The following is a 19,557-nucleotide window of genomic DNA, read 5'->3' as shown; positions in this document are numbered from 1 at the left end:
CCGCCGAGGCTTTTCCGACGGCATTCCGTTGTCGCGGCTCGGCCGTGGCTTACAAGCTCGCGGTCGTCATCGGCAAAGCCGCGAAAACCGGCGCGGTCGTCGAGACAACGCCCCTCTAAACCTCGATACCGATAACTGATGAAATCTTTCCTCATGCTGCACGGCATCAACCACAACATGTTCGGCAAGCGCGATCCCGCGCAATACGGCACGGCCACGCTCGCCGACATCGATGCTCAGCTTCAGGCGCTAGCCAAGGAGCTTGGCGTCACGGTCGAGAGCTATCAGACCAACAGCGAAGGCGATATGTGTTCGCGAATCCATCAAGCCTTCGTCGATAATGTGGATGGCGTGCTCATCAATGCCGGCGCGTGGACGCACTATAGCTATGGCATCCGCGACGCGCTCGCCATACTGACGGTGCCCATCGTCGAGATTCATATGTCGAACATCCACGCGCGGGAAGCCTTCCGCCATCATTCGGTGTTCGCCGAAATCGTGAAGGGGCAAATCTGCGGCTTCGGTATCGAAAGCTATTCGCTTGGACTGCGCGCAGCGGTGTCGGCAGCCGCCTGACATTTCATGCGTCGGCCCATGCGCGGCGCAGAAGCGCGGCGGATATCGACAGGGCAAGAACGGGCACATCGCAGATGCGCCCGTTCATTTCGAATCAACGCGTCTGCATGGCCGCTTTCGCGAGTCTTGCTTCGCCCAATGCTTCCTCGCGAAGCTCGTCGTATTGTTCTTTAGGCATTGGCGCGGCGTCTTTCATACCAAGGTCGCTGAGACGCACGCGGTACGTCTCGCGCGCGCTCCATGCGGCCAGCGCCGAGATAATCGTGGCGCCCAGCGTGATCGAGCCGATCATCAGCGGTACATTGTGCGATCCCGGCGGCGCGACAGCCGCGAACAGCGCGGGAAGCAGCGCGGTAATGGTCGTCCCGATGTTTTGGGCGATCGCCATGGCGGAGACGCGAAAGCGCGTCGGGAACAATTCCGGATAGTAGCCGGGGAAGACCGCGTTATAGCCTTGGTACACCACGCCCCACATCAGTATCGACATCACAAAGGCGACCGGCAGGTTGTGAACGCTGATCGCATACAGATACGCGTACGAAAGAAGACCCGAAGAGAGTGCGCCGAAGATCATCGGCGTCCGCCGTCCGATGCGGTCCGAGAGATTGCCGACATACGGAATGACGAGCACCGCCACGATGTTGCCGACCACCGGAATCCACAAATACACGCTCGCATGGAAGTTGATGCCATAGGAGGGCTGCACCGCATACGCAGCGCCGAAGATCGTGGTGACGACCGGTATCACGTTCATGAACGCCATGCACAGGACGCGAAACATGTCAGGCCAGCTGTACTTGAACGCTTCGAGGATCGGCGCGCGCGCGACCCGGCCGCTCGCATCTTCCTTGGCGAACGCGGCCGTTTCGTCGACTTCACGTCGAATGATAAAGCCGGCAATCAGGACGACGGCGCTGAGCAGGAACGGAATGCGCCAGCCCCATGCGACGAAGGCATCTTCCGGCATGTAGTACGCAAGCGGCAGGAAGACCGCGGCGGCTAGAATCTGACCGGCTTGCACACCTTGCAACGTGAAGCTCGCGAAGTAGCCGCGCCGGCCAAACGGGGCCTGCTCCATGATCATCGAACTGGCGCCTGAGATTTCGCCCGCGACGGCAAAGCCTTGAACCAGGCGCAAAATCACCAGCAGCGCCGGCGCGAGCATGCCGACCGATTGATACGTAGGCAATAAGCCGACGGCCATCGTGGAAAAGCCCATCAGGAACATGCAAATCAGGAGCACGGTCTTGCGCCCGTGGGTGTCGCCCCAATGTCCGAGCACGAACGCGCCGATGGGCCGCGCCACATACCCCACGCCATACGTCGCCAGCGAGGCCACGATCGCGATTTTTGGATCGCCTTTGGGAAAGAAGATCTGAGGAAAAATCAACGCCGCGGCTTGCGCGTAAATAAAGAAGTCGTAGTACTCGAGCGCGGACCCTATCCAGCCGCTTGCTCTCGCTTTGCGTGCCTGTTTGCGCGCTCTTTCATCCTGGCGCCCGTCTATTGCGCCGCCTTGCCGCAGCATTCCTTTGTCCATGAACGTCTCCTGATTCTGAGTTGACTGGAGCAGCATCGTCGGCTGCTTCTCTGGCGGCTGGAATGTGGCCGGTCGCACGCGACGGCGCGCATTCGTGCCCAAAATCAAGATACGGGGATGCATCCGCCGGCGCAATGCAATGGATACAATGACGGCATTGCGTTGGACAATACTGCCATGAGCACATCCGAGCTACCCGATCTCAAGCTGCTGCAGCTATTCGATCTGCTGTACGACGTGCGCAGCGTCACGCGGGCCGCGGATCAACTCGGACAGAGTCAGCCCACGGTCAGTATCTGGCTGGGACGTTTGCGCGAACATCTGCAGGACCCACTGTTTGTCCGGACGCCGGGCGGCATGACTCCGACGCCTCAGGCGGACGCGCTGATCGGACCGTGCAGGGAGATTCTGGAGTCGCTTCGCCGATTTTCCGCGTGGGAAATCTCCTTCGATCCGACAACGGCAAAGCGCCGCTTTCGCATTTGCATGACCGATGCGAGTCACATCACCCTGCTTCCGCGCATGCTGGCGCACGTGCGCGCGCATGCCCCGGGCATTCGGCTGGAAGCCGCGAGAATCGATGGAAATACGGAGCGCGCGCTGGAATCCGGCGAGGCCGATCTGGCGATCGGGCATGTACCGTGGCTTGGCAGTGGGATGTATCAGCAACAGCTTTATATGCAGGACTGGGTGTGCCTCGCCAATCCGAATCACCCGCGCGTGCGCTCGAGACTGAGCATGAAGCACTACTGCAGCGAGGGACACGTGATCATCGCCGCTGGGACAGGCGCGCAATTGCTGGAGCAGGCGCTGTTGCGCGAGAACATAGAACGCGATGTGGTGCTCGAACTTCCGGGCATGCTCGGGTTGGGGTCAATCATAAAGTCGACGGATCTTATTGCCACGTTGCCGCGGAACATCGGGGAAACGCTGGCAAGAGTGAACGCCCTCGCGGTCCATTCCTGTCCTTTCCCGGTCGACAAATTCGCGGTGCGGCAGCATTGGCACGCGAAGTACCATCACGAGGCAGGCAATCGCTGGCTGCGATCCGTTGTGGCCGATTTGTTTTCGAGTAAAAGTTAGTATCGCGTGAGTTGGCCAGGACCAGGGCGGCCGAGCATCAATGAAAAATGGCCGCAGCATCCGCTGCGGCCATTTTCATTCATCAACCCGCAATTACGGTTTCAAAGCCACGCGCCAGGAACAGACGCGCCGCTCAAAAAACCTCAAACGATATTCATCGCCAGCGCACTTTCACGATAATGCTGGCTCGCCTTATCCGCATCGCCGAGTTGCTCGTGCAAACGCGCCAACGCACGATGCGAGCGAATCTTCAGCGTCTCGTTGTCCGCGAGTTTCAACGCGCGCTCAAGGAACGACTGCGCCTTGCCCCACAACTGCTGATGCAGACACAAGCGCCCCAGCGCGAACATCAAATCCGCATCTTCCGGACGATCCTTCTGCCACGCTTCGGCCTTCTGAATCAGCGGTAACGCGTCGCCGCCCGCCGTATCCGGATAGCGGCGCAGCAGGCGTGCATCCCAGTTTTGCGCGAGCGCTTCCTCGACGATCTTGCGCGCTTCCTGCGGACGATTCAGCGCCACCAGCAACTCCGCAGCAAGATCCGCGAGACGCGGCGAATGACGCTCAGTAGCCGACAACGAATTCCACAACTCCAGCAGCGCATCGGCATTGTGACGCCGGTCACGCAGCAGGTTTTCCGCCGCCAGCTGTCGCAAACGCACCGCCACCGCCGGATGAATCGCCTCACGCTTTTCCAGCGTCTTGACGAGCTTGAGCACTTCGCCCCAGTTCTTCAATTGCTGCTGCGCGCGCAACATGATCTGCTGCGCGTGGATGCGCCGCCCGCCCTGTGATTGCATTTGCGTCAGCGCGGTCAATGCGCCGTCCGCGTCACGGCCGTCGGCGCGCATGTCGGCGGTGGCCATGAGGCGTGCATCCTGCCAGTCGGCCTCGTTGATCTGCGCGAGCCACTCGTCGCGTCGCGCATATTCATGCATGCGATGCGCCGCGGTGGCCGCGATCAACCCGGCCGCGCCCTTGTTGTCGCCATTCGCGAGCGCGTCTTTGGCGGCTTTCTCCGCACGCGAAAAAACGGCCGGCGTACAGATTGCCGATCGCGTCACGCAACGCGGCATGCGCTTTCGCGACACGCGAGCGCGCGCGATAAGCGGCCACGCGCTGTGGCATGCGCCAGATATTGCGGAAGATGCGCAGCAGTGCATAGATCAGGATGAACAGCACCACCAGCCCGACCACGAACAGATTCAACGATATATCGACGCGGTACGGCGGATAGATCAGCAGCACCTGGCCCATGTCGAAGCGCCCGACCACCGCCAGCACCACCGCGACGACGAACAGCAACGCAAGCCATAGAAGTCCCCGGATCGCCATGATTAACCTCGGCTTCGGTATTGATTGACGGCCTGCAGGCTCGTGTTCAGATTCGGCAGTTCAACCGCAGCCGAGCCCGCTTCCACCTGCTTGACGAGATCGGTCACGGTCTGCGTTTTCTTCGACGAGTTGTCGAAGTAACGCGTGAGCGCATTCTGCGCCGCCTGCAGATCGGACTTCAGCGTGGTCTCATTGCGCGACAGCAAGGCGAGACGCGCCGACAGCAAACGCAGCTTGAGATTCTCGCGCACGAAGTAGCCCTGATCGGGCGTGACCAGCATCGCGTCGGCGTTGTCGATCCGGCGCACCTGGACGAGGCTCGTCAACTGCTGGCCGATGCCGGTGCTCACTTCACGCCACCACACCTTCCAGCGCGGTTCGCCGGTGGCCGCGGCCACCTTGGCCGTGTCGGCCCATGTCGCGGCTCGCGGCGTGGCGTGCGCGATCGGCGCTTCGCCCGAAAGCGGCAGGTTGTCGACCTGGTCGATCGCGTTGTCGAGCTTGATGGCCATGCCCGTGAGATCGGTGGAAGGCGCGGCCTTCAGCTTGTCGATGTCCTGCGCGATGGCCTTGCGCACGGCGACCGCTTGCGGGCTGTCCGATGCGGCGAGACGCGTGTCGGCGCTTTGCAGCGCGAACAGCGCGAGCTGCGTGTTGCCGGTGAGCTGCAACTGCTGGCTGGCGGCGGAGAGCATCTGGCCGACTTCGGCGAGGGTCCAGTCGTCGCGATTGCGCGCGAGGTCCGCGTATTGCTGTTGCAGCGCCTGCTGCGAGGTTTGCGCATCGGCGAGCTTGCCTTCGAGTTGCGCAACCTGCGACTCCGACTGATGCACCGTGGCGAGCGCCTGCTCGGTCTTGATGCGCAGTTCGTTGGTCTGCGTGTCGTTGGCTTGCTGGCGCTGCACGATCTGCTGCTCCGTGCGCTCGACCTTGCGATTGAGCGCATAGCCGCCCACGCCCGCGGCGCAAGCCATGATCACGACGACAAACCACAGCAGCGGTCCGCTCGCGCTATGGCGCTTTTGCGCTTCGTAGGGCGTGAAGGGTTGATTCGGCGGCAACGCAGTGGTCGCGGCCGGCTGGGGTGAAGCGTTCGTGGATGCGTTCGTTTCAGTCATGCGTGATTTAGCCGGTGAATGAGCCGGATTGGACGATACCGGTTGGACGACGGGCGGGACGGCGGCAATCAAGGCGCGGGCAATGCGCTCATCTCCCGCGCCGGACACCGTCATGCTATCAAAACCCAATGCCCGCGCGGTCTGCGCGATACGGGGATGCGGCGTGACAAGCGCGGCGCGTTTGAGTTGCGCGATCTCGCCGGCGGTGAGGTGGTCTTGCGCCAGTTCGTGCAGATTGCGCACGCCTTCGGAGCTGGTGAGCAGCCACGCGTGCGGCTCGCCTGCAAGCAACTCGTGCACGCGCGCCCAGGCGCCGATCGACGGTTCCGGCACGAGGCGCCGGTATGCCGCGACCGTGTCGACTTCGGCGCCGGCTTCGCGCAGGCGCTCGGCGAGCCATTCGCGGCCGCCGTCGCCGCGCACAATCAGCACGCGCTTGCCTTCGAGACTGGTTGCGCCGAGCGCCGTATCGATCGCGGCGAACAGACCTTCGGAATCGAAGCGCGCGGTGTCTTCATCCGAACCGGACGGCGGACTGATCACCTTGTACGCCGGCGCCGCGACGCCATGGCGCGCGAGCGCCTGTACGCTGCCCGGTCCGACGACGCCGATCGGCAGCGCATGCGGCCAGATCGCGTCGCTATGGGCAAACGCCTGATCGACGGCATTCGGAGACACGAACACGACGAGCGCATAGCGTTCGAGCGAGGCCAAGGCGGCGCGCAAGGGCGCGTCGTCGGTGACGGGCGCGATGTCGATCAGCGGAAAGTCGAGCGTGGCGATGCCGGCGGCGGCGAGCCGCGCGATCAGTTCGTTCGACTGACCGGCCGGTCGCGTAATCACGACCGTGAACGCCGCCTTGCCGACGGGTGAAGGAGTGTTACCTGGGATATCGGCCGCCATCACTCGCCGGTCGCCGCGCTGTCCGCCGCGCCCTGCTTCGCCGCGGCGGGACCGCTGGCGGTGCTGAGCGCGCGCACGATGTCCATGGCGCCCTGCTGTTCAAGCGCGTTCGCCACTTCCTGGCCGAGCGCAACCGCGCGTTCGACGCTAGGCGCCGGCGCCGACGCCTGCGCGCTCAACACGCGTTGCCCGTCCGGCGTGGCGACGATGCCGCGCAGATGCAGCGCGCCATCGCGCCACATGGCATACGCGGCGAGCGGCACTTCGCAACTGCCGCCGAGCGCGCGAGAGACCATGCGCTCCGCTTCGACGGCGGCCGCCGTGTGGTCGTGATGCAACGGTGCGAGCCATGCAGCAAGGTCGGCGCGATCGGCGCGAATCTCGATGCCCAGCGCGCCCTGGCCCGCTGCGGGCAGGCTGTCTTCAGGATCGAGCAGCGCGCGGATGCGCTCGCCCAGACCCAGACGCTTCAAACCGGCTGCGGCCAGAATGATCGCCGCGTAATCGCCGCGATCGAGTTTCGACAGACGCGTGTCCAGATTGCCGCGCAGCGGCCGCACTTCAAGGTGCGGATAACGCATGCGCAGCATGGCTTCGCGACGCAGGCTGGAGGTGCCGACCACGGCGCCGGCCGGCAGCGCCGCGAGCGAGTCGTAATCATTGGAGACCAGCGCGTCGCGCGGATCTTCGCGCTCCATGATGGTGGACAGCGCAAAGCCTTCGGGCAATTCCATCGGCACGTCTTTGAGCGAGTGCACGGCGAGGTCGGCGCGGCCGTCGGCGAGCGCGGCTTCCAGTTCCTTCACGAAGAGGCCCTTACCACCAACCTTCGACAAAGTGCGATCGAGAATTTGATCGCCACGTGTTGTCATTCCGAGGATTTTTACGTCACAAGATGGATATAATTTGTGCAGCGCACATCGCACATGCTCCGCTTGCCACATGGCCAGGCGGCTTTCTCGCGACGCAATCACAAGCGTGTGGGGTGGCGTGGAAAACGTCTCGGTGTTCATTAGCTTGCTGATCGAATGACGGGATGTAATAACAAACAATGTTAGCACGCGGCCTTGCGTCCCAAGACGCAGCCAGGCGCCGTGCTGAAGCGGTATCGATAGAGGAGACGGGCTTCGCGCGGTGCGCGCCTGCCCCATCCCGGCATCTTCACGCACGGTCGTTCGCGCACCGGGCCGCCGCATGCGGGATGATGCGATGCGGTCTGACCTGGCTCAGGTGCCGCAGGTGCCTCGAACGAGTGTCGTGCAAACGCGCGGCGCCGTTCTGGCGCACAGTCTCCTCTCAGGCGTATCGCCATCGGCGCACACCGTTTCGCGCAGTTCCCTTTGCAGTTCACGTTGCAGTTCATAGTGCAGTTCCGCAGTAGCAGTTCATCACTCAACAGACCCTGGCTTCCCTGAGGAAACCCATCGTGACGTCTTCCGGATCGGCGCGCCCTGCCCGCCGCAACACTGCATCGCCCAACGCTCGCGCGGCCGACGCCGCCCAGCCCGCCGCTTCTGCCGCCGCCTCGGCCACAAGCGCTGCTGAGTCCACATCGGTCAAACGCGCCGGCAAACCCGCTCAGGCTGCTCACGCCGCCAAAGCCGGCAAGGCCGCCAAGACCTCCGCGCCCGTCAAGACGGACAAGGCCGTAAAGGCAGTCAAAACGGATAAGACGACGCAAGCCGCGTCCGCCGCCAAGGCGCAGAAAGCCGCCAAGGGCGGCTCCGTGAAGATCAAGGTGGTCGCCGATGCGCCGCAAGCGCCCGCGCTGCAGGCCGTGCCGGAGGAATCGTCTTCACCGGCTTCCGCTTCCGCGCCGAAGAACAATGGCCGCACGCGCGAAGACAAGGACCATCCGCTGTTCCAGGACATCCGCTATCTCGGACGCCTGCTCGGCGACGTGCTGCGCGAACAGGAAGGCGACGCGGTGTTCGACGTCGTCGAAACGATCCGCCAGACCGCCGTGCGCTTTCGCCGCGAAGACGACAGCGCCGCCGCGCAAACGCTCGACAAGAAACTGCGCTCGCTGAGCCCGGAGCAAACGGTCAGCGTGGTGCGCGCGTTCAGCTACTTTTCGCATCTCGCGAACATTGCTGAAGACCGCCACCGCAATCGCCGTCACCGGATTCACGAACTGGCCGGTTCGACCTCGCAACCGGGCACGATTGCCCATGCGCTCGAACGGCTGGTCGAAGCCAACGCGGCCGCCACGCCGGTCCTGCAACAGTTCTTCAACGACGCGCTGATCGTGCCGGTGCTCACCGCGCACCCGACCGAAGTGCAGCGCAAGAGCATTCTCGACGCGCAGCACGACGTCGCGCGCCTGCTCGCCGAACGCGATCAGCAGTTGACCGACCGCGAGCGCGCGGACAACGAAGCGATGCTGCGCGCCCGCGTCACGTCGCTATGGCAAACGCGCATGTTGCGCGATTCGCGCCTCTCCGTGGCCGACGAAATCGAGAACGCGCTGTCGTATTACCGTGCCACTTTCCTCTCTGAGATCCCGGCGCTCTACGCCGATATCGAGGAAGCGCTCGTCGAGCACGGCATCGACGCGCGCCTGCCGCCGTTCTTCCAGATGGGCAGCTGGATCGGCGGCGACCGTGACGGCAATCCGAACGTCACGGCCGAAACGCTCGAAAACGCCATCACCCGCCAGGCCGCGGTGATCTTCGAGCACTACATGGAGCAGGTGCACAAGCTCGGCGCGGAGTTGTCGGTATCGAACCTGCTGGCCGGCGCCAGCGACGCCCTGAAGGAACTCGCCGCCGCCTCGCCCGACCAGTCGCCGCATCGTACCGACGAGCCGTATCGCCGGGCGTTGATCGGCATGTACACGCGGCTCGCCGCGAGCGCGCGCGTGCGCCTGGGCGAAGGCAGCGTGCCGGTGCGCAGCGCGGGCCGCGGCGCAGCGCCGATCCGCGCCACGCCGTACGGCGACTCGGCCGAATTCGTGCGCGACCTGCACGTGCTGATCGATTCGCTCGCCGAGCATCATGGCGCACCGCTCGCCGCACCGCGTCTGTCGCCGCTCGCGCGCGCCGCCGAAGTGTTCGGCTTCCATCTGGCGAGCATCGACTTGCGCCAGAGCTCCGACATTCACGAAGCGGTGATCGCCGAACTGCTCAAGCGCGCCGGCGTCGAGGACGACTACGCGGCGCTCACGGAAGAAGACAAGCTCAAGGTGCTGCTCGCCGAACTGGCGCAGCCGCGTCCGTTGCGCCTGCCGTACGCGGACTACTCCGATCTCGTGAAGAGCGAGCTCGGCGTGCTCGAGGAAGCGCGCATCACGCGCGAGAAATTCGGCGCGCGCGCGGTGCGCAACTACATCATCTCGCACACGGAAACCGTGAGCGATCTGGTCGAAGTGATGTTGCTGCAAAAAGAAACCGGCCTGCTGCACGGCCGTCTGGGCGACGCGAACGATCCGGCGCAAGCGGGCCTGATGGTCATCCCGTTGTTCGAGACGATCCCCGACTTGCGCAACGCGCCGCACATCATGCGCGACCTGATCGCGCTGCCGGGCGTCGACGCGCTGATCGAACATCAGGGCAATGAGCAGGAAGTCATGCTCGGCTATTCGGACAGCAACAAGGACGGCGGCTTCCTCACGTCGAACTGGGAGTTGTACCGCGCCGAACTCGCGCTGGTGTCGCTCTTCAACGAACGCGGCGTGACGCTGCGTCTGTTCCATGGACGCGGAGGCACCGTGGGCCGTGGCGGTGGTCCGACCTATCAGGCAATTCTGTCGCAGCCACCGGGCACCGTCGACGGCCAGATCCGTTTGACCGAGCAAGGCGAAGTGATCGCCAGCAAGTTCGGCAATCCGGAAATCGGCCGGCGCAATCTGGAAACGGTGGTCGCCGCCACGCTCGAAGCGTCGTTGCTGCCGCACGGCATTGCACCGGCGCAACTGCCCGCGTTCGAGGAAACGATGCAGCAGTTGTCCGACGCGGCGATGGCGTCCTACCGCGCGCTGGTCTACGAAACGCCGGGCTTCAAGGAGTACTTCTTCGAGTCGACGCCGATCGCGGAGATCGCCGAGTTGAACATTGGCAGCCGGCCGGCCTCGCGCAAACTGCAAGATCCGAAGCAACGCAAGATCGAAGATCTGCGCGCGATTCCGTGGGGTTTCTCATGGGGCCAATGCCGGTTGCTGCTGACCGGCTGGTACGGTTTCGGCAGCGCGGTGGCCGCGCATCTGGACAGCGCGCCGACCGACGCCGAACGCAAGACCCGTCTCGCGCTGCTGAAGAAAATGCACAAGACGTGGCCGTTCTTCGCCAACCTGTTGTCGAACATGGACATGGTGCTGGCAAAAACCGACCTCGCGGTCGCTTCGCGCTACGCCGCGCTGGTGTCCGACAAGAAGCTGCGCAAGCACGTGTTCGAGCGGATCGTCGCGGAGTGGGAGCGTACGTCGAAGGTGTTGTCGGAGATCACGGGCAAGAGCGAACGGCTCGCGGAGAACCCGCTGCTCGCGCGTTCCATCAAGAATCGCTTCCCGTATCTCGATCCGCTGAATCACTTGCAGGTGGAGTTGCTCAAGCGTCACCGCGCCGGCGACACCAACGCGCGCGTGCGGCGCGGCATTCATTTGAGCATCAACGGGATTGCGGCGGGCTTGCGCAACACGGGCTAAGCACGCACGCGGTTGATTGCACGCCTTTGAGCACACAAGCCGGGCGCGACACTGTTCGTCGCGCCCGGCTTTTTATTGCGCCTCAATCATCAACGCGTCGAGCTTGAACGAGCCGTCTTCCTGCACGTCGAAATATTGGTGGACTTCATCCGGCGAATTCGCCCACAGGGAACGAATCGCCACCACGCGCGGCTCTGGCGTGCGCATGCGCGCAACCCACGAACTAAACTCGATATCGATGCGCCAGCGCTCGCGAATCGATGCCCTGAACCCGGCCGTGGCAAATAACGCGAGCCACTCGTCGGCGCGGTAATCGCGAATATGCGAGCCGTCGCGCAACAACTCGATAGCCTGAATATGCGTGTCGAGCAGCGGATGATCGCTGCCGGCGATATCGATGAACAACACCTTGCCGCCCGGCGTCAGCACACGCCGCACTTCGGCGAGTGCGAGCGGCACGTCGTGCCAGTGATGCGCGCTCATCCGGCTGATTACCCAGTCGAACGAATGGTCGGCGAACGGCAGCACTTCGGCCGCGCCTTGCTGCGTGCGGATATTGGCAAGACCGCGTTCTTTCGCGGCGCCTTCCACCGTCGCCAGCATTTGCGGCGCGATGTCGTAGGCGACCACTGCTTGCGCGTGCGGCGCGACCGCGAAACTCGCGTGGCCGGCGCCACAACCCATGTCGAGCACCGTCGCATCCGGCGTCGCCGCGATCGATTCGGCCAGCGTCCGCAGATCGGCGCCGGTGGCATGGGTCGGGCTCGTCAAATAGGCGGCGGCGGTCGAGCCAAAGGCGTCGGCGACCTGATCGTGATGCTTCATGGGAGGCTCCGGTTATGTATTTGGGGCAGCGCTGGAAGCGCGGTGTGCGATTCCAGCCGTTACAATAGAGCCCGCTGTGTACCGGTACAAGTTAAGCGATTATTCTGGTATCGCCATTACCTCCCTCCCCTTCGTCGACCTATCGCCCGCTCAGCATGACCACGCCGTCTTCCGCCGACAACCCGCCGCCGCTCGACGCCACCCCGGCCCGCGCGCTCGGCGACTTCATCCGCGCTCACCGTGAGCGGCTCTCGCCGCAAGCGGTCGGCCTGCCGCCTGGGCCGCGCCGCCGCACACCCGGATTGCGGCGCGAGGAAGTCGCGCAACTGTGCGGCGTGAGTCCGACCTGGTACACATGGATCGAACAGGGGCGCCCGGTCTCCGCGTCCGCCGACGCGCTCGCGCGCATCGCCGTCGCGTTGCAACTGTCGCGGGCCGAACGGGCGTATCTGTTCGAACTGGCCGCCCAGCGCGACCCGGCTGAGCCCGATCCGGCCGCCGCCGACGCGCCAGCCACCTTGCTGCAAACCGTGCAGCTTGTCAGTGCGCCGGCCTATGTGCTCGACCGCCAGTGGAATGCGCTCGCGTGGAACGAGCGCGCCACGGACCTGTTCGTCGGCTGGCTGGACGGCGCGCACGACCGCAATCTGCTGCGCTATACCTTCACGGAAGCGGCCGCGCGTGAGTTGATCGTCGATTGGGAAACGCGCGCGCGGCGGCTCGCCGCCGAATTCCGCGCCGATTCGATCCGCCATCTGAACGACGCGCCCACCCGCGCGCTGATCGACTCGCTCACCGCCGCGAGCGATGCGTTCGCGCGCTTCTGGGCCTCGCAGGACGTGGGCGGCCGCGAAGGCGGACGGCGCGAGTTCAACCATCCGCGCGACGGCCGTATCGTCTACGACCAGATCACGTTCAAACCCGCGCATCGCGAAGATCTGAAGCTGGTAGTGCTGGTGCGCGAATAGGTGATGGGACACAGCCGCGGCGCACGGCGTCTTTAAGCCTCCCGGCGAGTGTTAAAATCCCTGTCTTTCCTCGCTTCGGCGTCACTTTGCACGGCATGTGCATTCGCGTCGCCAGCCTCTTCACCGCTCGCTCAACTGCCGCTTAACTGCCCAACACCATGACGTCCCAACTGCACAAAAAAGGCGAAGCCTGGTCGGCTCGCTTCTCGGAGCCGATGTCGGAACTCGTCAAACGCTACACGTCGTCGGTTTTCTTCGACAAGCGTCTGGCGCTCGTCGACATCGAAGGGTCGCTCGCGCACGCCTCGATGCTGGCCGCGCAAAAGATCATCGCCGCCGACGACCTCGCCGCGATCCAACGCGGCATGGCGCAGATCAAGGGCGAAATCGAGCGCGGCGAGTTCGAGTGGCAACTCGATCTGGAAGACGTCCATCTGAATATCGAAGCGCGCCTGACCGCGCTGATCGGCGACGCCGGCAAGCGCCTGCACACCGGCCGCTCGCGTAACGACCAGGTGGCGACGGATATCCGCTTGTGGCTGCGCGGCGAGATCGACCGGATCGGCGGTTTGCTGACGGAATTGCGCACGGCTCTGCTCGACATGGCGGAGAAGAACGCCTCGACCATCATGCCGGGCTTCACGCACTTGCAGGTGGCGCAGCCGGTCACGTTCGGCCATCACCTGCTCGCTTACGTCGAAATGTTTTCGCGCGACGCCGAACGCATGATCGACTGCCGCAAGCGTGTGAACCGCCTGCCGCTGGGTGCGGCCGCGCTCGCCGGCACCAGCTATCCGATCGATCGTCACGCGGTGGCGAAGACTTTGGGCTTCGACGGCATCTGCGCGAACTCACTGGACGCGGTGTCGGACCGCGACTTCGCGATCGAATTCACGGCGGCCTCGGCGCTCGTCATGACGCACGTCTCGCGCTTCTCCGAAGAGCTTGTGCTGTGGATGAGCCCGCGCGTCGGCTTCATCGATCTGGCGGATCGGTTCTGCACCGGCTCGTCGATCATGCCGCAGAAGAAGAACCCGGACGTGCCCGAACTCGCGCGCGGCAAGACTGGCCGCGTGAACGGCCATCTGATCGCGCTGCTCACGCTGATGAAAGGCCAGCCACTTGCGTACAACAAGGACAATCAGGAAGACAAGGAACCGCTGTTCGACACCGTCGATACGGTTGCCGATACGCTGCGCATCTTCGCTGAAATGGTCGCCGGTATTTCGGTGAAGCCGCAAGCCATGCGCGACGCCGCGCTGCAAGGCTTCTCCACGGCCACCGATCTGGCCGACTACCTGGTCAAACGCGGCCTGCCGTTCCGCGACGCACACGAAGCGGTGGCGCTGGCCGTGCGCGTCTGCGCGGATCGCGGCTGCGATCTGGCGGATCTGACGCTCGAGGAAATGCGTCAGGAATTGCCGAACGTCGCGCATCTGATCGGCGAAGACGTGTTCTCGTATCTGACGCTGGAAGGCTCGGTGGCGAGCCGCAATCATCCGGGCGGCACGGCGCCGGAACAAGTGCTCGCGGCGGTGAAGGCGGCACGTGAAGCGCTGAAGTAAGCGGACGCGCGACATGCGGTGAGCGCGCATTCTGCGCTCGTCTCGTGCTTGGGTCCTGCTTGGCTCCTGCACGCAGCTCGCGGATAGAAAGGCGAACTCGTTATCGAGTTCGCCTTCTGTTTTTCGCGCCGCAAAAAAGAAAGAGCCCGCGCGAAGCGGGCTAAATGAAAGACTTCCACCGATGCCTCTCGAAAGAGGCCATCGAAGTGTAGGCGTGTTTTCGCCGCCAACCAATTCGCTCATATTTCCGCCTATTACAGTCGGTTGGACCACATAGAGCGGGCGAACGCCAATTGCTTCCTGGCGGATTTTGACTACCATCAAATCAGGCTCTGTCTTTGTGGTTTCCCTCATCATGTTCACTCGCACGCGTCATCTTCGCCATTGCAACGGACGCTGCGTTTGCAGCGTCGGCGTACGGCCCGCGCATGTGCGCGGCATGCTCCTCGTCGCCGGCCTGGTTATCGGCATGGCGGGCTGCACCATCACACCACCGCCACGCGCCAGCGTGCCGACGCCCGCGGCCGCCATCAACAGTGCGACGCTCGACCAGTACCGCGAGGCCGTGGCCAGACGCATTATCGAACGCAATCCGTCTTACGTGCTGCGCGGCACGCCGCAAGCGATGCTGCGCTCGCTGGTGGTCGTGTCGTTCACGGTGGATGGCAATGGCCATGTGCTGGAGTCGGCGGTGTATCGCACCAACGGCGACGACGAAGCCGAGAGCACCGCGCTCGCCAGCTTGCGGCGCGCCGCGCCGCTGCCGCAACCGCCCGGCAAATTGCTGAACGGTCGAGGCCAGCTCGAGCTATTCGAAGACTGGCTGTTCAACGACAACGGCAAATTCCAGCTCCGCGAGCTCGCCTCGCCGCAAGCGCAGACCATCGATTGAACACGGTTCGTGTCGTGCAAAGCGCGCGGCAAAACCGGCCCTGCCTTGCTGCGGCGCGGCCGCGCTCGCTATAATTTTCCGATTCCCCGCGCCGGAGCCTTCCGGCATGGCTCACCCCGCCCGCTCACCCGCCGGCGCGGCATGAGCCCGATTGCAGCGCCGCCGCGCCATCCGCGAGCGCCGCCTGCTTGATGCACGATGCGGCCCGCCGTTGCCTGGATCGGAAAACATCCCGGCTTCGCGCCGCACCGGCCGCCCCGCCTTACCTCGCCCGCCGCACGCCTCCCGCCTGGTTATTGCCCTGGTATGGCCGCTTTCGCGGGCGAACTTCGCCGGCTGCCGTTGTAAGCTGTTGCTTCGTTGTTTGCGTCGCCTGCGTTACACGAGCCGCCCGCCGGCCCGCGGACAAAGCGAGGCCCACGAATTTGAACAAAGATGCCGTCTTCACACGCACCACCGGCTCACGAACCGGGCGTCCGGCGGCATCACGATATAGGGAGACCCTGCATGTCCACTTCGCCGATTTCCGCGGCCCAGCCCAATGCGGCCGGGCAAAACAAGAGTTCGCGGATCATCTTCGCGAGCTTTATCGGCACCGCGATCGAGTTCTACGATTTCTACGTCTATGCGACCGCCGCGGCGCTCGTCATCGGACCGGTGTTTTTCCCGCATGGCTCGGCGACGGCGCAGGCCTTGTCGGCCTTCGTCACGTTCGGCATCGCCTTCGTGGCGCGGCCGATCGGCTCGTTCCTGTTCGGCCATTTCGGCGACCGGATCGGCCGTAAATCGACGCTGGTGGCGTCGCTGCTGGTGATGGGCGTGTCCACCACGCTGATCGGTTTCGTACCCGGCTACGACTCGATCGGCAGCCTCGCGCCGATCCTGTTGTGCATCTTGCGCTTCGGCCAGGGCATCGGCCTCGGCGGCGAATGGGGCGGCGCGGCATTGCTCGCCACCGAGAATGCGCCGCCGGGCAAACGCGGCTGGTTCGGCATGTTCCCGCAACTCGGGCCGTCGATCGGCTTTCTTGCGTCCAACGGCCTGTTCTTCGCGCTGGCGCTCTCGTTGAGCGACGAGCAATTCCGCAGTTGGGGCTGGCGCGTGCCGTTCCTCGTGAGCGCGGTGCTGGTCGCGCTCGGTTTATACGTGCGCCTGAAAATCGCCGAGACGCCGGCGTTCCAGGCGGCGATCGAACGTCAGGAACGCGTGAAGGTGCCGATCGCCACGCTGCTGTCGCAACACTGGGTGCCGACCCTGCTCGGCGCGCTCGCGATGGTGGTCTGCTACACGCTGTTCTACAACGCCACCACGTTTTCGCTGTCGTACGGCGTCTCCGTGTTGCATATTCCGCGGCCGACGTTCCTCGGTCTGCTGTGTATCGCGGTGGTATTCATGGCACTCGCCACGCCGCTGTCGGCCTGGGCCGCCGACCGCTATGGACGCAAGCCGGTGCTGATCGTCGGCATCATCGCGGCGATTCTGTCTGGCTTCACGATGGCGCCGTTGCTTGGCAGCGGACAGACGTCGCTGGTGCTGCTGTTTCTCGTGATCGAACTGTTTTTGATGGGCGTGACGTTCGCGCCGATGGGCGCGCTCCTGCCGGAGTTGTTCCCCACCAATGTGCGCTATACCGGCGCCGGGGTGTCGTACAACCTCGGTGGGATTCTCGGCGCGTCCGTCGCGCCGTATATCGCGCAGATGCTCGCCGCGCGCGGCGGGTTGCCATGGGTGGGCGCGTATGTGTCGATCGCCGCGGCCGTCAGCATGATCGGCGTGCTGTGCATGCGCGAAACACGCGACACACGGTTGATGTAACGCGAGGGGCGCCCTTCGCTAGCCGAGCGTTTGCCGAGTAAATTCCCTGCCTTGCGCGTCTTTTTGACATGCCTATACTCGACTCAAATAACCCTTCAGGCAGCAGGGAGGCAGGGATGAACGTTCACCTTCACAACGCGGACGTCGTGATGATCATTGCACTGGCGTTGCTATGTTCGCTACTGCTTGCATTGCGCTTTCGTCCGGCGACATGGAAAGGCATCGTGGTGGAAGCGCTGGCTGCGAATGCCGCGGCCATCGCCGCGGTCATCGCGTTCGAAATGCTGTTGGCCTGATGCGGACGGGTGCCGCAGCGCCATCGCAGGCGCCGCGGCCTCGGCCAGTTGGATCACCGGTAGTAATAGCCGCCGTGATGATAGTAGCCACCGCCGCCGTAGTAGCCCGGCGCGGGCGCGACGATGCAACCACCAAGTGCCGTTGCGAGCAGCGTGCCTGCGATCAGGCTGAGGATCAAGCGTTTCATTGTTGTTCTCCATCGTGTCAGAGTCATTCGAGCCGAAACCCCGAATGACTCGATTGAACACGACGGCGCGCTGCGCGAGCGTTGCGATTTGTAAGGGAAAATCACCGAGGTGTTACATGATCGACGCGCGTAACGCACCGCGCTCGAGGCGCGATCACGCCGAGTTCACATCGGAGGAAATCACCGCCTATACTGGTTTGAATGTGGCGGTTCGGCGCGTGCCTTGCTGGCGGCGCATACGCGGCGCAAGGCGAATCTGCCGGACAATGCACCCACGAATGCATGCAGCGCGCCGTCGCCTTTGGTCACGCGAACAATGCGTGAATGGCCAAGGCGGCGCTCAACGAAAAGCGACAGATTTAACAGGCGTGTAATGCGCGGCGCCTTTTGAATTCGCGGCTGCGGGGAAGTCGAGGTGCTGCACGAAACCGTGTGGACATTCGCACCTATCCCGCAGATGCACCAGAGATGCACCCCGGCCGGTCGCCAGGCGACGGTCGTCGCGTCGACGCCGAGCGTGTACGCGATGTCACCGCTCAATGCGTAGCCGAATGTATTGATTGCAGCGATTCCTCTCCGCCCGCTGTTCCCCGACACGGGCGTTTTCGGAGGCGTTACGAGGCGGCGCTCGGTTGTTTGAGCGGACTGCGCGTCGCGCCTCTTTTCTTTTCGAGCAAACGATTGCGCAAGCCGTCGGGACGCCGCGTTCAGACCGCTGCGGACCCGTGCTGCGCCGTCACGTCGTGCGCCTCGGTGTGAACGTAGTCGATCGCCTCGAGCGCGGCGCTGATGGGCGGCACCGACTGGCCGTCGCCGATGGAGACGGAGCGATATGGCGATTCGATGCCGTAATGCGACGGCGGTGTCGCCACGAAGATCATCACCGTGCGCTTCTGCAGCGCGTGCGCAAGGTGCACGAAGCCCGTGTCGGTGCCGACCACGAGCGAGCACGCGTCGATCATCTGCGCGATTTCCGTCACGCTCATTTTCGGCAGCACGGTCGCGCCCGGCAGTTGCGATGCGATCTGCTCCGCTTCGAGCCGCTCGCCTTCCGAGCCCCACGGCAGCACCAGTTGAAAACCGCGCTGCGCGAGTTCGCGGCCGATCGCCACCCAATGGCTCACCGGCCATTTTTTGTCGTCTTTCGAGGTGGCGTGAAAGAACGCCGCGACCGGCGCGCCGTTCGCCTCGAACGGAAGCCTGGCCGGTTCCGGCAAGCGCAGATTGAAGACCGCCGGGCCTTCTATCTCGTAGCCCAGTGCCTCGCCCGCGCTGATGCGCATGCCATGCCACGCATTGCATTTCGGACGCGGGCCGAATCGGCCGGTATAAGCGAACGCCGCGCCCTGCTCGCCGAGATCCGGCGCCCGGTAGCCGATGCGTCGCGAGGAGCGCGCCAGAAACGCAATGATCGCGCTCTTGTACACGCCCTGAATGTCGAGGATGAAATCGTAGCGATAGGCGCGCAACTCGGCGATGGACGCCCAGATCGATTTGAAATCGGCCCAGCGGCGCGCTTTCTTGAAGCGGCGCAAGGGCGCGCACAACACGCGGTCTACATTCTCGCTCCAGTGCACGACTTCGGCGAATGCTTCGTCCGCGGCCCAATCCACCTGAACGCCGGGAAACGCGCGCTTGATATCGGCGACCACGGGCAAGGCTTGCACGATATCGCCGAGCGAAGTGACCTTGACGATAAGGACGCGCTTCATTGAGGACCTGTGAGTTGTTCGGACATCACAGTATTTTAGCCGACGAATCCGATAACCTTTGCCGAATCGGACATCGCGCCTTTCGGTCATTACTACAGC

Annotated in this window: 14 protein-coding genes and 1 pseudogene; 8 read left to right on the top strand and 7 right to left on the bottom strand. The window is 63.9% G+C overall.

Annotated features, from left to right (window positions below; all coding sequences use genetic code 11):
* Positions 1 to 138: 138 nt before the first annotated feature.
* Positions 139 to 576 carry a type II 3-dehydroquinate dehydratase gene (aroQ, locus tag B0G80_RS21105; protein WP_106280004.1) on the top strand — a complete coding sequence of 146 codons (438 nt, stop codon included), beginning with the start codon at positions 139 to 141 and terminating at the stop codon, positions 574 to 576.
* Between the two features lie 94 nt (positions 577 to 670).
* Here the strand turns inward: aroQ and B0G80_RS21100 are convergent, their stop codons facing one another.
* Positions 671 to 2,104, bottom strand: a complete 1,434-nt coding sequence (locus B0G80_RS21100) for an MFS transporter (RefSeq protein WP_116119815.1) — start codon at positions 2,102 to 2,104, stop codon at positions 671 to 673.
* Between the two features lie 189 nt (positions 2,105 to 2,293).
* On the opposite strand from B0G80_RS21100, the gene B0G80_RS21095 reads away from it, so the two are divergent.
* Positions 2,294 to 3,199: a LysR family transcriptional regulator gene (locus B0G80_RS21095; protein WP_116119813.1), complete on the top strand. Its 906-nt coding sequence runs from the start codon at positions 2,294 to 2,296 to the stop codon at positions 3,197 to 3,199.
* A 143-nt stretch (positions 3,200 to 3,342) separates the two neighbouring features.
* On the opposite strand, the pseudogene B0G80_RS21090 reads toward B0G80_RS21095, so the two are convergent.
* From B0G80_RS21090 to hemC, 3 genes and pseudogenes are all read right to left on the bottom strand, one after another.
* Positions 3,343 to 4,534 (bottom strand): annotated as a pseudogene (locus B0G80_RS21090) (heme biosynthesis protein HemY).
* A 2-nt stretch (positions 4,535 to 4,536) separates the two neighbouring features.
* Positions 4,537 to 6,555: a fused uroporphyrinogen-III synthase HemD/membrane protein HemX gene (gene hemDX, locus B0G80_RS21085; RefSeq protein WP_116119274.1), complete on the bottom strand. Its 2,019-nt coding sequence runs from the start codon at positions 6,553 to 6,555 to the stop codon at positions 4,537 to 4,539.
* A complete protein-coding gene (gene hemC / locus B0G80_RS21080; protein WP_116119273.1) occupies positions 6,555 to 7,568 on the bottom strand; it encodes a hydroxymethylbilane synthase in 1,014 nt (337 codons plus the stop codon). Before hemC ends, hemDX begins: the two co-directional genes overlap by 1 nt.
* A 413-nt stretch (positions 7,569 to 7,981) precedes the next feature.
* Between hemC and ppc the strand changes: the two genes are divergently transcribed.
* Positions 7,982 to 11,197, top strand: a complete 3,216-nt coding sequence (gene ppc, locus B0G80_RS21075) for a phosphoenolpyruvate carboxylase (protein WP_116119272.1) — start codon at positions 7,982 to 7,984, stop codon at positions 11,195 to 11,197.
* Between the two features lie 72 nt (positions 11,198 to 11,269).
* Here ppc and B0G80_RS21070 read toward each other — a convergent pair whose 3' ends face one another.
* Positions 11,270 to 12,022 carry a class I SAM-dependent methyltransferase gene (locus tag B0G80_RS21070; RefSeq protein WP_116119271.1) on the bottom strand — a complete coding sequence of 251 codons (753 nt, stop codon included), beginning with the start codon at positions 12,020 to 12,022 and terminating at the stop codon, positions 11,270 to 11,272.
* Positions 12,023 to 12,177: 155 nt separating this feature from the next.
* On the opposite strand from B0G80_RS21070, the gene B0G80_RS21065 reads away from it, so the two are divergent.
* The 5 genes from B0G80_RS21065 (at position 12,178) to B0G80_RS21045 (ending at position 17,558) form a co-directional block, all read left to right on the top strand.
* Positions 12,178 to 12,990, top strand: a complete 813-nt coding sequence (locus B0G80_RS21065) for a helix-turn-helix transcriptional regulator (RefSeq protein WP_116119270.1) — start codon at positions 12,178 to 12,180, stop codon at positions 12,988 to 12,990.
* 158 nt (positions 12,991 to 13,148) lie between these two features.
* The gene (gene argH, locus B0G80_RS21060; protein WP_116119269.1) at positions 13,149 to 14,555 is read left to right on the top strand and encodes an argininosuccinate lyase; all 1,407 of its coding nucleotides are present in this window, start codon (positions 13,149 to 13,151) and stop codon (positions 14,553 to 14,555) included.
* Positions 14,556 to 14,910: 355 nt separating this feature from the next.
* On the top strand, positions 14,911 to 15,447 hold the full coding sequence (locus B0G80_RS21055; RefSeq protein WP_106279988.1) for a TonB family protein: 537 nt from the start codon (positions 14,911 to 14,913) through the stop codon (positions 15,445 to 15,447).
* Between the two features lie 507 nt (positions 15,448 to 15,954).
* Complete coding sequence (locus tag B0G80_RS21050) at positions 15,955 to 17,262, top strand: MFS transporter (protein ID WP_106279986.1); 1,308 nt, start codon at positions 15,955 to 15,957, stop codon at positions 17,260 to 17,262.
* A 116-nt stretch (positions 17,263 to 17,378) separates the two neighbouring features.
* The gene (locus B0G80_RS21045; RefSeq protein ID WP_106279985.1) at positions 17,379 to 17,558 is read left to right on the top strand and encodes a hypothetical protein; all 180 of its coding nucleotides are present in this window, start codon (positions 17,379 to 17,381) and stop codon (positions 17,556 to 17,558) included.
* Positions 17,559 to 17,611: 53 nt separating this feature from the next.
* Here B0G80_RS21045 and B0G80_RS46985 read toward each other — a convergent pair whose 3' ends face one another.
* Both B0G80_RS46985 and waaC read right to left on the bottom strand, forming a co-directional pair.
* Positions 17,612 to 17,746: a hypothetical protein gene (locus B0G80_RS46985; protein ID WP_012432108.1), complete on the bottom strand. Its 135-nt coding sequence runs from the start codon at positions 17,744 to 17,746 to the stop codon at positions 17,612 to 17,614.
* Between the two features lie 707 nt (positions 17,747 to 18,453).
* The gene (gene waaC / locus B0G80_RS21035; protein ID WP_116119267.1) at positions 18,454 to 19,458 is read right to left on the bottom strand and encodes a lipopolysaccharide heptosyltransferase I; all 1,005 of its coding nucleotides are present in this window, start codon (positions 19,456 to 19,458) and stop codon (positions 18,454 to 18,456) included.
* Positions 19,459 to 19,557 lie beyond the last annotated feature (99 nt).

The sequence above is a fragment of the Paraburkholderia sp. BL6669N2 genome (genome assembly GCF_003387275.1).
Lineage (GTDB): Bacteria > Pseudomonadota > Gammaproteobacteria > Burkholderiales > Burkholderiaceae > Paraburkholderia.
This window is presented reverse-complemented; position numbering and strand designations above follow the sequence as displayed.

Coding starts and splice junctions, on each gene's coding strand:
- B0G80_RS21050 (WP_106279986.1), top strand. CDS start 15,955: ATGTCCACTTCGCCGATTTCCGCGGCCCAGCCCAATGCGGCCGGGCAA.
- B0G80_RS21100 (WP_116119815.1), bottom strand. CDS start 2,104: ATGCTGCGGCAAGGCGGCGCAATAGACGGGCGCCAGGATGAAAGAGCG.
- waaC (WP_116119267.1), bottom strand. CDS start 19,458: ATGAAGCGCGTCCTTATCGTCAAGGTCACTTCGCTCGGCGATATCGTG.
- aroQ (WP_106280004.1), top strand. CDS start 139: ATGAAATCTTTCCTCATGCTGCACGGCATCAACCACAACATGTTCGGC.
- B0G80_RS21065 (WP_116119270.1), top strand. CDS start 12,178: ATGACCACGCCGTCTTCCGCCGACAACCCGCCGCCGCTCGACGCCACC.
- B0G80_RS21095 (WP_116119813.1), top strand. CDS start 2,294: ATGAGCACATCCGAGCTACCCGATCTCAAGCTGCTGCAGCTATTCGAT.
- hemC (WP_116119273.1), bottom strand. CDS start 7,568: ATGAACACCGAGACGTTTTCCACGCCACCCCACACGCTTGTGATTGCG.
- hemDX (WP_116119274.1), bottom strand. CDS start 6,555: ATGGCGGCCGATATCCCAGGTAACACTCCTTCACCCGTCGGCAAGGCG.
- B0G80_RS21045 (WP_106279985.1), top strand. CDS start 17,379: ATGAACGTTCACCTTCACAACGCGGACGTCGTGATGATCATTGCACTG.
- argH (WP_116119269.1), top strand. CDS start 13,149: ATGACGTCCCAACTGCACAAAAAAGGCGAAGCCTGGTCGGCTCGCTTC.
- B0G80_RS21055 (WP_106279988.1), top strand. CDS start 14,911: ATGTTCACTCGCACGCGTCATCTTCGCCATTGCAACGGACGCTGCGTT.
- B0G80_RS46985 (WP_012432108.1), bottom strand. CDS start 17,746: ATGAAACGCTTGATCCTCAGCCTGATCGCAGGCACGCTGCTCGCAACG.
- B0G80_RS21070 (WP_116119271.1), bottom strand. CDS start 12,022: ATGAAGCATCACGATCAGGTCGCCGACGCCTTTGGCTCGACCGCCGCC.